A 13,080-nucleotide genomic window follows, 5' to 3' on the forward strand; every position below is an offset into this window, starting at 1 on the left:
TCAGACTTGCGCGGACCAAAAAAGGCTTGACTTGCCGCGTGTCCTATTTCTAGATTTCGACCGACCGAACGGTACAATTTTCGCCTGGCTACTTATTTGCCCTGCTTGGACCGTCGAACCGAGGCCGCTGGGGAGCCCGTCTTCCGATGAACGCAGACAACTTGGCGCAAGGAGAAAGCAGTTCCGGTGGCGGGCGCGATAATGACGTCCTGTGGATGCCAACGGTTGCGCAACGCAAGGAGACCGCGCTTTGGCAATTTGCCGAGGAAAACGGCTTCGATCCGGAAGATTACGACACGCTTCACCGCTGGTCGATCAGCCAGAAAGGAGCCTTCTGGTCGGCTGTATGGGACTTCTGCGGTGTTGTCGGCGAGCCGGGAGATGCAGCCTTCCAGAAGGACGAAGCGGCATGGATGACCGGAGCCCGGTTCTTTCCGGATGCCCATCTGAACCTTGCGGAAAACCTGCTGCGCAGCGACGGAGCCGATACATCGGTCATTGCCATTGACGAGGCCGGCGGGCGAAAGGACGTCTTGCGCAAAGAGCTGATATCGCGCGTTGCCCGTGTGGCGGCCGGGCTGCGTGAGGCGGGTGTTCGAATGGGCGATCGGGTTGCCGGTGTTCAGCCGAACAATGTCGACGCGCTGGTCGCGTTGCTCGCGACCCTGTCCCTTGGCGCCGTGTGGACGTCCTGCTCCCCGGACTTCGGTAAAACCGCCATTGTCGACCGGATTGGGCAGGTGGCTCCAAAGGTTCTGTTCGCGGCTGCGCGTTACCGCTATGGCGGTAAAGATCACGATGTCGGCGAACGCATTGCGGAGGTTGTTGGTGAAATCCCCTCGATCACGACGCTTGTCTTGAGCGGCGAGGGCGACATACCGGGCGTGGCATTTGTCCGCCAGGACGTGTTCGGCGGCGACGGTCCGCCGGAGTTTACCCGCGTCCCCTTCGATCATCCGGCCTATATTCTTTATACCTCGGGCACCACGGGCATTCCGAAAGCCATTGTGCATCGCACGGGCGGTGTCTTGATGCAGCATCTGAAGGAACATGTGCTGCATGGTGATGTGCGCCGCGGTGATCGTCTGATCTGGTACACCAATACCGCCTGGATGATGTATCACTGGACTGTCTCCGCCCTTGCCGCGCGGGCAACCATCGTCCTTTACGACGGGGCTCCGATCCTCAAGGCCGACAATGGTCTTGACTGCACGCCCCTTTGGAACCTTGCCGACAGTGCCGATGTCACGCATTTGGGCGTCAGCCCGAAATATCTGGCGACACTGGCGGCCGAGGGTTATCTCCCACGGGTGCGTCACAAGCTTTCAGCGCTGCGGTCGCTGTTGGTGTGTGGCGCGCCCACCCTTCCGCATCAGTTCGACTGGGTTTACCGCTCGATCAAACGCGACATGAGTTTTTCGTCCATATCCGGCGGGACCGAGATTCTCGGGTCCTTCCTGATCGGCTCGCCCATCCATCCTGTCAGGCGCGGGCAATTGACCGTTCCTGCCCTCGGCCACGCGGTCTCGGTTCTGGATGATCGAGGCGCTGCCGTGGTCGGAGAGCGTGGCGCACTGGTTTGTACGGAACCGTTTCCATCCATGCCCCTGACCTTCTGGGGCGAAGGCGGCGATGAGCGCTATCGTGACACCTATTTCAGCGCGCGCGCCGAAATCTGGACCCATGGCGATGTGGCGGAGCTGACATATACCGGGGGCGGCTATGTGCATGGCCGGGCGGACAATACACTGAAACCTGGCGGTGTGCGCATCGGCATCTCGGAGATCTATGCGGTTTGCGAAAGCTATCCCGACTTTGAGGATTTCCTGGTTTTCGGCGCGCTTCATGATGGCGACGAGGAAGTCGTTCTTTGCCTGAAGCCGGCGGAGGGCGTCACCGTCACGCCGGATCTCGTCAAAACCCTGCGAAGGGACATTCGCACCCAGGCCTCTCCGCGTCACGTGCCTGCCCGAGTTCATGTTGTGTCGGACGTGCCATACACCGTCAACGGCAAGCGTGTCGAAAGCGCCGCGCGCACAACGGTTGCAGGCGAAACGGTCAAGAATCTCGGTTCGATTGCAAACCCGGATTGCCTGGCCGAATATGCCGGACTGAAACGGGACGCCTCCCTATGAGACATCTGAGCCCCAGAGCCGTTCTGACCGGTATCGGCGAGTTAAAGCCGCAGCGCCGCACGCAAGGCGTGACCACAATGGAGCTTTTGATGCGGGTCTCGGCGGAAGCCATGACCGATGCGGCAATCGCGCCGGATGAGGTTGATGGTCTGCTGGTCGCGCCACAGGTTGGCGAAACCCCCCAGCATGTTCCAGCTACCGTTGCCGAATATTTCGGCATGCAGCCGACCATGTCCAACATGGTGGACCTTGGTGGCGCGTCCGGACCGGGAATGATCTGGCGTGCCGCAGCGGCGATCGCCGCCGGCCAGTGCGAGACCGTTTTGTGTGTGATCGGCAATCATCGCAACGATCCGGCGCCGCGCTCGCCCAACCGCAATCCGGCGCGCGAATTCGATACGCCGTTCGGTGCATCGGGAGCGAACACGTCCTATGCGCTGCTCATGCAGGCCCATATGGACGCCTATGGATGCACCGCGGAGGACTACGCATCGATTGCCGCCGGATCGCGTGCCAATGCGCAGTTGAACGAGATGGCGATCTTCTACGGCAAGCCTGCATCGGTTGAAGACATTCTGGCATCACCCATGGTCGCCTCACCCCTGCATCTGCTCGAGATCGTGATGCCGGTGGCGGGCGCTGATGCCGTGGTGGTCACGACGGCCGAACGGGCAAAGTCCGCGCCTCATCCGCCGGTTTATCTGCTGGGGGCCGGTGAGAAGATCACCCACCGCGCCGTCAGCCAGGCCCCAAGCCTGACGTCCGGCCCGCTGAAGCCTTCAATGGAACGTGCGCTGTCCCAGGCCGGCATGGCGGTCACGGATATGGATTTTCTGTCGTTCTACGATTGCTACACGATCATGGTTGCCGCGACGATCGAGGATGCCGGGCTTGCCAAGCCCGGGCAGTTCGGGGCGTGGCTGCGGGACAATGGCGGGATGGGCCCCGACGCGCGCCAGCCGATCAATACCCATGGCGGGCAGATCGGCTTCGGGCAGCCCGATCTTGCCGGCGGCATGACCCATGTCGTGGAAGCAGTGCGACAGATCAGGGGCAATGCACCGAACCGGCAGATCAAGGGCTGCCGGACATCCCTTGTCACCGGAAACGGAGCGACCATGTCCGAAGCCGTTGCTCTTGTCTTGGGGGGCGATGCATGACCGACTATTCGACACTGGAAGTTCCTGGACCGACCATCACCGATCTGACGGCGCCGTTCTGGGAGGCCGTATCGGAAGGGCGCCTGATCATTCAGCGTTGTGGCTCCTGCGGTGAAGCCGTCTTTTACCCGCGCGCCCTTTGCCCGCATTGCTGGGCGGATGCGCTGAAATGGGAAGACGCCAGCGGCCATGGCCGGCTTAAATCCTTTTCTGAAATCTGGAAGCCCGGCCATCCGGGCTGGCTGCCGGTCGCACCCTATTGTGTCGGTCTCGTGGACCTCGCCGAAGGGCCGACCATGCTCAGCCACATCATTCCCGCCGACCGCCCTGTGAAAATCGGAGCGGAGCTTGTCTTCGCGCCGACACATGCCGGCGGACGCGTTCTCCCCTTCTTCAAAATCTCAGATCAGGCAAGGAGCAGCACATGACGACGGCAGCAAAAGACGGTTGGGCCGGTGTGACAAACGGCAAGCCTAAATCAGGCCAGTTCTCGGAGCGAAGCCGCACTACGAAGATGAACGACATCGTGGCCTTCACCGAGATGACAGGCGACCGCAATCCGGTTCATTACGACGAGGAACTGGCCAAGAAAACGCCGTTCGGCAAGCTGATCGTCCAAGGTGGTGTGACAACCGGCATCCTCAATGCCTGCGTCGCCGAGGATCTCCCCGGCCCCGGCACGGTATTCCTGGGAACGAATCTTTCCTTCAAAAAGGCGGTTGGGGTCAACGAGGAGATCACCGGACGTGTCGAAGTCGTCTCGGTGCGTGACGACAAGCCGATCTGCGAGCTGAAGGTTTCGGTGGTCGACAGCGCAGGTGATATCTGTGTCGAAGGCACCGCGACAACCTATACGATGCCGCTACAGGGCCTTTAAGCATGCAGGACAACAAGTGGGGAGTGCTCTGCACGATCGGCTTTGCCCTGGTGCTGACACTCTCGACATGGTTTTCTGCAACGGCGGTCGCGACTGAGTTGCAACATGCGCTGGATATGACAGCCGGGCAGATTGCCTGGATGACGAATGGCGTTCAACTGGGCTTTGTGACCGGAGCGCTTCTGGCGAGTTTCTTCTCGATTGCCGATGTCTGGCCGATGACCCGGGTGCTGGCCATTGGTGCCGTGGCGGCGGGCCTTGCCAATGCCTCTCTTCTTCTCGAGCCGGGCGCAGGCTTTGCCATAGCGGCGCGGTTTATTACCGGAGCGTCTCTGGCGCTGGTCTATCCGACAGCAATGAAATTCATCGGCACATGGTTCAAGACCGGACGCGGTCTGGCCATGGGAGCCGTCGTCGGCGCGCTGACCCTCGGCTCGGCATCGCCGCATCTGATCCGCGCCCTTGAAGTCGGGTTCGACTGGCGTTTGATCATCGCGATCACGTCGGTGGCGTGTTTTGTCTCGGTTCTGATTTTCCTGACCCTCAAGGAAGGTCCCTATCCATTCAAGTCGGCACAGTTCAGTCCTGGGCAGATCCGCGCTGTTGTCCGGAACCGTCCCGCAATGCTGGCTAATTTCGGCTATTTTGGACATATGTGGGAGCTTTACGCCTTCTGGGGATGGCTGTTGGCATTTGTCGCAGCGGCACAGCTGAGCGGGCTTGACCTGCGCAATGCCTCCCTTTTGACATTCGCCGCGATCGCCATGGGCGCGCCCGGCTGCATACTGGCCGGTTGGCTTGCCGACCGGATCGGGCGCTGCCTGACGGCTGCCCTTTGCATGGCAATATCCGGCACCTGCGCCGTGTTGATCGGGTTTGTCTATGCCGGGCCTGCGATGCTGTTTGTCGCCATCGCCTTGGTCTGGGGTTTCACGACCGTAGCCGACAGCGCCCAGTTCTCGGCGGCCGTCAGCGAGGTCGCGGATCCGACGCTGGTTGGCTCCAGCCTTGCCTTCCAGATGGGCGTCGGTTTTGCGATCACGATTTTTACCATCTGGCTGATGCCGCAGATTGCCGAGGCGATCGGCAGCTGGCGATGGACCTTTCTGTTTCTCGCGCCCGGCCCGTTTCTGGGAGTCCTGGCAATGCTGAGCCTCAGAGCGCATCCCGAAGCAATCAGAATTGCCAACGGCAAGCGTTAAACCACATTCCCAGGGAGGATTTTACATGCGCAACAGCACGGACAAGTTTTACATCAACGGTGCCTGGGTGCGTCCGGTTTCCGAGGATGTTCATGAGCTGATCAACCCCGCGGACGAAACTGCTGTCGCCAAAATCCCGATGGCCAATGAAGCCGACGTCAATGCGGCTGTCGAGGCGGCCCGCATCGCCTTCGACTCCTATTCGATGACCACCCGCGACGAACGCCTCGACCTGCTGCGGAAACTGCTGGAACTCTACAATGCGGCCTATGACGAGATTGCCGATCTGATGGTGCTTGAGATGGGTACGACGCGGTCCTTTTCCAAGGCGGCTCAGGCCTGGGTCGGCACGGCGCATCTGGAAAATGCGATTGCCGCGCTGGAAAGGGAAGTCTTTGAAGAGATGCGCGGCTCGACCCTGATCTCCAAGGAGCCGATTGGCGTTTGCGCGCTCATTACGCCGTGGAACTGGCCGATGAACCAGCTTGTGGTCAAAGCCGCGCCGGCGCTTGCGGCCGGTTGCACGATGGTTGCCAAACCGTCTGAGTATTCCCCGCTTTCGTCGATCCGCTTCGCCGAACTGGTGCATGAGGCCGGGTTCCCCGCCGGGGTCTACAACCACATCACCGGAGCCGGCGAGGTGGCCGGTGAATGCCTGTCGCGTCATCCGGATGTCGACATGGTTTCGATCACGGGTTCGACCCGCGCCGGGGTGGCGGTTGCGAAGGCGGCGGCCGAAACGGTCAAGCGCGTCACGCAGGAACTCGGCGGAAAATCCGCTAATATCGTCATGCGGGATGTTGATGTCGAAAAGGCCGTGCGCGACGGTGTTGATGCCTGTTACATCAATTGCGGCCAGGCCTGCCGGGCACCGTCACGCCTGCTCATTCCGATGGAATATATGGAGCAGGCGAAAGTCTGGGCGAAGGAAGCCGCCGATGCGCATGATGTCGGCGATCCCATGTCCGACGTAAAGCTCGGACCGGTGGTGAACGAACTTCAGTTCAAGCGCATCCAGTCGCTGATCCAGGCGGGCATCGATGAAGGTGCGACTTTGGTTGCCGGGGGAACCGGACTGCCGGAGGGGCTGCGCAAGGGCTTCTATGTAAAGCCCACGGTTTTTGCCGATGTGACCAATGACATGACGATTGCACGGGAAGAGGTGTTCGGGCCGGTGATTGCGCTCATCGGTTACGAGAGCGAGGACGATGCCGTGCGGATCGCCAACGACACGGTCTATGGTCTGTCAGGTTATATCCAGTGTGCGGACATGGACAAGGCAAGGTCAATTGCCCGCCGCTTGCGTGTCGGTTCGATCTGGATCAACGGTGCCGACTGGGAAGCCGAGGCTCCATTCGGCGGCTACAAGCAATCGGGCAACGGACGCGAGCATGCCGAGTGGGGCCTTGAAGACTATCTTGAGGTCAAGTCAACCGCCGGATACGCTTGAGGCACAGTTACGGACAGGTCGATATGGTCGAGATTTACATAGCCGCCGCCAAACGCACGCCGATCGGCAAACTCGGAGGCGCTCTGGGCGAGATGTCGGCTGCCGATCTCGGAGCTGCTGTCATTGACAGCATCATGTCTGAACTCGACCTTGGTCCGGACGCGGTTGACGAGGTGATCATGGGTCAGGTGCTTACGGGCGGCGCGGGGCAGAACCCGGCGCGCCAGGCCGCCCTGCAGGCCGGTTTGCCGAATACAATACCGGCGATGACCGTCAATCAGGTTTGCGGTGCAGGACAGCGCTCGATCCATCTCGCAGCGCAGGCCATCAAATGTGGAGATGCCGATCTGATCGTTGCCGGCGGTCAGGATTCCATGACCCGCGCGCCGCAGGTTGTCTACAATACGCGCAACGGCCAGAAGGCTGCGCCGCATATGGCCGATTCGATGATTGTCGACGGTCTTTGGGATGTCTTCAACGATATCCATATGGGCGAAACCGTCGAACAGCTTGCGACCCGTTTTCAGATCACACGCGAAGATCAGGACACATTCGCCGTCCATTCCCAGGCAAAGACGGCCAAGGCCGTCGAGGAAGGGCGTTTTGAAAGCCAGATTGTTCCGATCAGGCTCAAAGGCGCAAAGGACGAGCGGATCGTCTCGGCAGACGAGCACCCCCGTCCGGGCGCCACGGCGCAAAAACTGGCCGCGCTCAAACCGGTGTTCTCGGAAACCGGGACGATTACGGCCGGAAACTCTTCCGGGTTGAACGACGGAGCCGCAGCCGTGCTGGTCGGCAGCGAGGAAAAGCTGTCGGAACTTGGATTGGAGCCCCTGGTGCGGGTCGTGTCCTACGCTTCGGCGGCGCTTGATCCGATGGATATGGGACTGGGGCCGGTCCATGCGATCAATGCGGCGATAAGAAAAGCCGGCTGGAGCGCGGACGGCGTCGACGTCTTCGAAATCAACGAGGCATTCGCAGCTCAGGCGATCGCGGTAAACAAGTCCCTGGGTGTCGATCCGGCCAAGGTGAATGTCAATGGCGGAGCCATTGCACTCGGACACCCTCTGGCGGGGTCCGGCGGCAGGACGGTCGTCGCACTGATCCACGAGATGCTTCGGCAGAATGCATATCGCGGCGTTGCCTCGCTCTGCATCGGCGGCGGGCAGGGTGTCGCGATCTGCCTGGAGCGCCCATAGTCCGCACGGTGCCTCGAACGTGAATAGACGATGTTCGCCGAAATTGGCCTCGGCGTCTTGAAGATGTGCCGCAACCCTGGCTGTGTCACGCACAGTTAATCCGGTTGTGCCACCAGATGATCCAGCAGGAAATCGACTGCCGCCCTGATTTTGTTCAGGCGGTATTTTGGCTGATGATAGAGAAGGTAGATGCCTGGCGAAGGGCTTCTTGTCAGCGACAGATTGGCATCCTTCAACGCAATGGCTTTCAAGGAGCCATTGGCCAGCTGGTTTCGAACGCCCCATCTTGGAACGAGCGCCAGACCTGTCCCGCTGACCGCCTCGGCAACGAGCTCCTGTCCGATATTGCAGATGAAGGCGGGGCGGGTTCGGGCTTCGACCCATCCGCCATCGGTGTCCGCCTGCCAATGAATGATCCGTCCGGGAGCACGGTAGAGAATGGTTCGGTGTTTCTCCAGGTCCGAGAGTGTGTCCGGGAGACCGTATTGGTTCAAATATGCCGGCGCTGCTGTCAGGACATAGTCTTCATCGGCCAGTTTCCTGGCGATTGCGCGGTCCGGAGGATTTGCTGTTGCCCTTACGGCGATATCCACCTCGTTGCCCGACAGATCCGACAGCTGGTCGGTGAGCTCCACATCGACGACAAGGTCAGGATATTTCCGCCTGAGTTCCTTGATCGCCGGCAGGAGAAGCAAACGGCCATATCCGGGTGTTGCGGTTATGCGCAGCGATCCCGAAGGTGAAGCCGCCCGATCCTTGATAAGGTCTTGCGCGTAATCAAGTGCCTCGATGCCGGATCGGACATGCTCGAGATAGAATTCACCCAGCTCGGTCAGACGCACCACGCGGGTGGTGCGGTGTAGAAGCGAGACGCCGAGTTCGGTCTCCAAATCCTGTATCCGGCGGGAGATGGACGAAGCGGGCACACCGGTGGCTGCAGCCGCGGCAGTGAACCCCCCGAGATCGGCGACCTTGATGAAATAGTTGATGGCGCGCAGCCTATCCATTCCGCTTCGGCAACCTAAACGTTTCTTGGTCCAAGATTGCTTATTATTGCTATAAAGACAATACACATCGCAAATATCGCAGGATTATCAGCGATATTCGTACTCCATATAATAAAAACGACAATAATTGGCAATTGCAGGAGTACGATCGATGAAAGTCATAGAGTTTTCCGAGTTGGGTAATCCCGCCGATGTTCTCAAGCTGAAGGAACGGCCTTCCCGGGCTCCCGGCGCCGATGAGGTGCGTGTGAGAATCCTGGCAACGCCGATCCATCCGGCGAACCTGCTGCAGATAGCCGGACAGTACGCGGCGACACCGCAACTGCCTGACATACCCGGTGGCGAAGGTATTGCCGAGGTCCTGGAGGTCGGGGACGGTGTCGAGCATATCCGTCCCGGGCAGAAGGTGCTTTTGGCAGGTGCAGGAGGCTCCTGGCGTGATGAACTCACGGCCCCTGCAGGGGCGTTTATCCCGGCCCCGGACGGCGATGTTGAACAGCTCTCGATGCTGGTTGTCAATCCACTGACGGCGCATCTTCTTTTGTCCGCGTTCAGGGAACTGAATGACGGGGACTGGATCATCCAGAGCGCCGCCAACTCCGCCGTGGGAGAAATGGTTGTCCAACTTGCCGCAAAACGCGGCATCAGAACGGTCAATATTGTGCGCCGGGAATCCCAGGTGGAACATCTGAAAACCATTGGCGGCGATGTTGTATTGACCGATGGACCGGATTTGTCAGAGCGCGTTACAGCGGCAACCGGCGGTGCGCCCGTCCTGCTCGCACTGGACAGTGTCGCCGGAGCTACGTTCGAGCGCCTTTTAGGCACTCTGGCCTATGGTGCGACCATCGTTTCCTACGGTGTTCTGTCCGGTCAAATGCCGCAACTGAACCTGCAATCGATGATCGCCAACGGAATCCACGTGCGTGGTTTCTGGCTCGCCAAATGGTTTGAAACGGCAACGGCTGAGGACAGGCAGGCCGCGTTCAGCGTCCTCATGCCCTTGATCGCAAGCGGCCAGGTGAAAACCCGGGTCGATTCCCGTTTTCCGTTGGAGGAAATCAGGCAAGCCGTGATCCGGGCCTCCGAAAGCGGCCGCGACGGCAAGGTCCTGCTTATGCCTGGTGCCAGTTGAGGCCAGGCGTCGGACACCGGACAAGTCGTTCATGAAACCAGACCGCCGAGCAGCGGAAGGGATGAAACAACAATGGAGACCATGATGACACTGCCCATCTACTCGGCGCTGCTTGGCGCAGCACTGCTGGTGGTTCAGAATCTGCTGATGCTGACGGTCGGCATATACCGAACACGTACCGGCAAGAGTGCCGGCGTCGACGGCGATATCAAGCTGGAACGCCTTGCGCGGCGCCACGGCAACCTGGCGGAAAACGCAGCTATTTTTGTGGCGGTGCTGACGCTTTATGAACTGCTTGCGGGTCAGACGGCTTTTGCACTTTGGATAGCGCTTCTGTTCGCCTTTGCCCGCTTGCTGCATATTGCCGGCTTCTCCGATCAGGCCGGCTCGCATCTGGTTGGCGCTGAGGGATCAAAGAAGATATTCGTCATGATGCGTGGCGGTGGCGCGGGCCTCTCGGCTGTCGCATCGCTTCTGCTGGGAATTAATCTGGCCCTTGCAGCGATGGCGGTGTTCTGACCGCCCTGCAGATATTTTGTCCTAGGCTGAGAACTCATACAATTCTCTGATTTGTCTTGTCTTTTTTTCCACTGAATGGGTTTGCTTTGATGGAGAAGATCATGGCCAACTTGTTTTGGCTTTCAGATGAGGCATGGATAGCACCAGAACCGCATTTGCCTAAGGCTAAACCTTGCAAGCCCCGTGTTGATGACTGCAGGGTGATTTCCGGTACTCTTCATGTTCTCAAGACCGGTTGCCGCTGGCGTGACGTACCGGCCGCCTATGGTCCACCAACGACGGCCTATGACCGTTACAATAGATGGTCGCTGCGTGGCACCTGGCAACGGATATTTGCAAGAATGGCCGCCACCGGTACTGTTCCGGAAGAACTTTCAATCGACAGCACATACGTCAAGGCCCATCGCTCGGCATCCGGCTCAAAAAGGCGGAGTACACGGAAGCGGTTGGCCGCTCACGTGGCGGAAGAACGAGCAAAATCCATGCTTTGGCCGACGATCAAGGCAGACCGGTCGCCACTGCCCTGAACCCAGGCAATATTGCTGATATCTCCATGGCGATCCCATTGATGGAAGGGGTGGAGTGCCCAAAAAAGGCTGCTGGCCGACAAGGCCTATGATGCAGACAAGTTCAGGACTTGGCTATCAAACCGAAACACCCAGGCCGTCATACCGTCAACCGCATCACGCAGAACACCCTATCCGATCGACCGCTGCGCATATCGACGCAGAAATGTGATTGAGCGGCTGTTCTGCAAACTCAAAAGTTGGCGCCGCATTGCAACCAGATATTATCGCCACGCACAAAATTACCTGTCAGCCATTGCATTAGCGGCGCTCATAATTGAGTGGACCTGAATGAGTCCTCTACCTACCGCTTCATGTTCACAATAAATCTATTGGGAGCGACAATTTTGAATCGCTGAAGACTGTTTTGCTACCAATTGTCAAACGGCTGATCTCGACAATGCGGCGAGCTTATCTGAACCATTTGTATAAAATCCCAAAAAAAATTCCGATCATCTGGAAGCTATCTGCGACGCCATTCTTGGTGAGGTCAAGACAGAGTTCGCCAAGGGCCTTACGGAACCAGAGTATGTCAGAAAGATTGGAGTTTTTCTGATGGTTCACCCGCAGGATTATGCAACCGAAAGATCAGAACTGGATCTGTTCTCATCATTCTGTTTTCCGAACAGATCATCAGAAATAAGTCCAATATAAGCTCCAAAGCATGTTTCGATTGCACCCAATACAAGCGTGAGACCTTCGATTCCAATGTTACCGATTCCATGATGAACCATATAAATCAGGCCAAGGACTGATACGATGAGCACCAATGGCAAACCCAAGACCGTTGAAAAGTAAAACGCATTTACTTTTTTCCCCCGGCGTTTGTGTGTCGCTGTGGACAAGATGTGCTTCAATCCAGCCATAGCAGTTATTGCCAATACTGGACTCGCCATCAGCACCACCTGGATACCTTTCTGTATGTCTTGAAAGGGTGAAAACAATACCAACATTAAAATGCCGTAAGCGACAATCGCGAAATGGCCAATCAAGATTATCGCAGCCGCCATGAGCCGCGTTTCACGCTGATACATTGCATCGCTCCACTAGAGTCTACAGTCCCCAACAATTCGCTGAACTTCTTCAAGTCGGTTTGCATCAGGCCTGTAGTAATCAAATCTGCCCTCCTCATCATATGCAAATTCTACTCTGCATTCATCATCTGTAAGGAAATGCTCATCAAATACGAAGAAATAGGCGAATACATTAGCCGCTAATCCAACGGCACGTGCTCCACTGGAGCTTATGCCCGTTTCACCAGGACCGATCAAATCCAATCCCTCCAAGAAGCTAACGACAATAATATCTTTCGTAGGATCGGCATGTTGAGCGCAGTAAATTTCTCCAAAGAAGTCCTCCCGTTTAGGGTCCTTTGGAAGTAATCGGTATCCCATCTTTGCAGTATATTCTTTACGGAGGAATGGATCCGTAGCACTCCCATTGAAACGCACAGCTTTTCCATCAAACCCCGGAAGGGAGCTGAATTGAATTCTATCCGGGAGCTCTAGAATTGTGGCTAGGTGCCGAGAATACGGATCTCGCATCTCGACTAACACTTCATCCAAAAATCTGCCACAACCCTCCAAAGAATCCTCCTCTAACATCTCCAATGAGATCGAGTGTTGCCATCGTCTATGAAACACGCGGAACTCAGCTTCTCGGGTTGAAAACTGAACCGGGACAGTCTGGCTATTGTCGACAACGGGAAGATAAAACAGGCTGAATAAAGTCGCTGCAAACCCAAGTACTAACATTCCTGTTCAACTCCGTTGCAGCAACACTGCAGGTGTGTATCATGCATTTACGTCAAAGAACCTAGTTGTAATTTAG

The 13,080-nt window shown here is 57.9% G+C and carries 12 protein-coding genes and 1 pseudogene; 10 read left to right on the plus strand and 3 right to left on the minus strand.

All coding sequences use genetic code 11. The features are described 5' to 3' along the window. The first annotated feature begins 146 nt into the window (after positions 1-146). The 7 genes from OQ273_RS20980 to OQ273_RS21010 are packed head-to-tail and all read left to right on the plus strand — an operon-like array spanning position 147 to position 8,023. A complete protein-coding gene (locus tag OQ273_RS20980; RefSeq protein ID WP_267992874.1) occupies positions 147-2,135 on the plus strand; it encodes an acetoacetate--CoA ligase in 1,989 nt (662 codons plus the stop codon). After that, positions 2,132-3,295 carry a thiolase family protein gene (locus OQ273_RS20985; protein WP_267992875.1) on the plus strand — a complete coding sequence of 388 codons (1,164 nt, stop codon included), beginning with the start codon at positions 2,132-2,134 and terminating at the stop codon, positions 3,293-3,295. Before OQ273_RS20980 ends, OQ273_RS20985 begins: the two co-directional genes overlap by 4 nt. Then, positions 3,292-3,723, plus strand: coding sequence for a Zn-ribbon domain-containing OB-fold protein (locus tag OQ273_RS20990; protein ID WP_267992876.1), 432 nt, complete (start codon positions 3,292-3,294; stop codon positions 3,721-3,723). Before OQ273_RS20985 ends, OQ273_RS20990 begins: the two co-directional genes overlap by 4 nt. After that, complete coding sequence (locus OQ273_RS20995; RefSeq protein ID WP_267992877.1) at positions 3,720-4,172, plus strand: MaoC family dehydratase; 453 nt, start codon at positions 3,720-3,722, stop codon at positions 4,170-4,172. The genes OQ273_RS20990 and OQ273_RS20995 overlap by 4 nt, the downstream gene beginning before the upstream one ends. A gap of 2 nt (positions 4,173-4,174) precedes the next feature. Then, the gene (locus OQ273_RS21000; RefSeq protein WP_267992878.1) at positions 4,175-5,374 is read left to right on the plus strand and encodes an MFS transporter; all 1,200 of its coding nucleotides are present in this window, start codon (positions 4,175-4,177) and stop codon (positions 5,372-5,374) included. 25 nt (positions 5,375-5,399) lie between these two features. Continuing rightward, entirely contained in the window at positions 5,400-6,824 is a 1,425-nt protein-coding gene (locus OQ273_RS21005) for an aldehyde dehydrogenase family protein (RefSeq protein WP_267992879.1), read from the plus strand. 23 nt (positions 6,825-6,847) lie between these two features. Next, on the plus strand, positions 6,848-8,023 hold the full coding sequence (locus tag OQ273_RS21010) for an acetyl-CoA C-acetyltransferase (protein WP_267992880.1): 1,176 nt from the start codon (positions 6,848-6,850) through the stop codon (positions 8,021-8,023). A gap of 95 nt (positions 8,024-8,118) precedes the next feature. Here the strand turns inward: OQ273_RS21010 and OQ273_RS21015 are convergent, their stop codons facing one another. After that, positions 8,119-9,030 carry a LysR family transcriptional regulator gene (locus OQ273_RS21015; RefSeq protein WP_267992881.1) on the minus strand — a complete coding sequence of 304 codons (912 nt, stop codon included), beginning with the start codon at positions 9,028-9,030 and terminating at the stop codon, positions 8,119-8,121. 151 nt (positions 9,031-9,181) lie between these two features. Here OQ273_RS21015 and OQ273_RS21020 point away from each other — a divergent pair, with 151 nt between their 5' ends. The 3 genes and pseudogenes from OQ273_RS21020 (at position 9,182) to OQ273_RS21030 (ending at position 11,541) form a co-directional block, all read left to right on the plus strand. Continuing rightward, positions 9,182-10,165 carry a zinc-dependent alcohol dehydrogenase family protein gene (locus OQ273_RS21020; RefSeq protein WP_267992882.1) on the plus strand — a complete coding sequence of 328 codons (984 nt, stop codon included), beginning with the start codon at positions 9,182-9,184 and terminating at the stop codon, positions 10,163-10,165. An 84-nt stretch (positions 10,166-10,249) separates the two neighbouring features. Beyond that, entirely contained in the window at positions 10,250-10,684 is a 435-nt protein-coding gene (locus OQ273_RS21025) for an MAPEG family protein (protein WP_267992883.1), read from the plus strand. Between the two features lie 101 nt (positions 10,685-10,785). Continuing rightward, positions 10,786-11,541: pseudogene (locus OQ273_RS21030) on the plus strand (IS5 family transposase). A 281-nt stretch (positions 11,542-11,822) separates the two neighbouring features. Here the strand turns inward: OQ273_RS21030 and OQ273_RS21035 are convergent. Together OQ273_RS21035 and OQ273_RS21040 are read right to left on the minus strand one after the other, a co-directional pair. Next, positions 11,823-12,284: a hypothetical protein gene (locus tag OQ273_RS21035; protein ID WP_267992884.1), complete on the minus strand. Its 462-nt coding sequence runs from the start codon at positions 12,282-12,284 to the stop codon at positions 11,823-11,825. Between the two features lie 12 nt (positions 12,285-12,296). Continuing rightward, positions 12,297-13,004, minus strand: a complete 708-nt coding sequence (locus OQ273_RS21040; RefSeq protein ID WP_267992885.1) for a hypothetical protein — start codon at positions 13,002-13,004, stop codon at positions 12,297-12,299. Between the last annotated feature and the right edge of the window lie 76 nt (positions 13,005-13,080).

It is taken from the genome of Hoeflea prorocentri, from assembly GCF_027944115.1.
Lineage (GTDB): Bacteria > Pseudomonadota > Alphaproteobacteria > Rhizobiales > Rhizobiaceae > Hoeflea_A > Hoeflea_A prorocentri.

Bases quoted from the DNA above. Each gene is read 5' to 3' on its own strand.
- OQ273_RS21040 (WP_267992885.1), bottom strand. From the start codon at position 13,004: ATGTTAGTACTTGGGTTTGCAGCGACTTTATTCAGCCTGTTTTATCTT.
- OQ273_RS21000 (WP_267992878.1), top strand. From the start codon at position 4,175: ATGCAGGACAACAAGTGGGGAGTGCTCTGCACGATCGGCTTTGCCCTG.
- OQ273_RS21005 (WP_267992879.1), top strand. From the start codon at position 5,400: ATGCGCAACAGCACGGACAAGTTTTACATCAACGGTGCCTGGGTGCGT.
- OQ273_RS21035 (WP_267992884.1), bottom strand. From the start codon at position 12,284: ATGTATCAGCGTGAAACGCGGCTCATGGCGGCTGCGATAATCTTGATT.
- OQ273_RS20995 (WP_267992877.1), top strand. From the start codon at position 3,720: ATGACGACGGCAGCAAAAGACGGTTGGGCCGGTGTGACAAACGGCAAG.
- OQ273_RS21015 (WP_267992881.1), bottom strand. From the start codon at position 9,030: ATGGATAGGCTGCGCGCCATCAACTATTTCATCAAGGTCGCCGATCTC.
- OQ273_RS20980 (WP_267992874.1), top strand. From the start codon at position 147: ATGAACGCAGACAACTTGGCGCAAGGAGAAAGCAGTTCCGGTGGCGGG.
- OQ273_RS20985 (WP_267992875.1), top strand. From the start codon at position 2,132: ATGAGACATCTGAGCCCCAGAGCCGTTCTGACCGGTATCGGCGAGTTA.
- OQ273_RS21020 (WP_267992882.1), top strand. From the start codon at position 9,182: ATGAAAGTCATAGAGTTTTCCGAGTTGGGTAATCCCGCCGATGTTCTC.
- OQ273_RS21010 (WP_267992880.1), top strand. From the start codon at position 6,848: ATGGTCGAGATTTACATAGCCGCCGCCAAACGCACGCCGATCGGCAAA.
- OQ273_RS21025 (WP_267992883.1), top strand. From the start codon at position 10,250: ATGACACTGCCCATCTACTCGGCGCTGCTTGGCGCAGCACTGCTGGTG.
- OQ273_RS20990 (WP_267992876.1), top strand. From the start codon at position 3,292: ATGACCGACTATTCGACACTGGAAGTTCCTGGACCGACCATCACCGAT.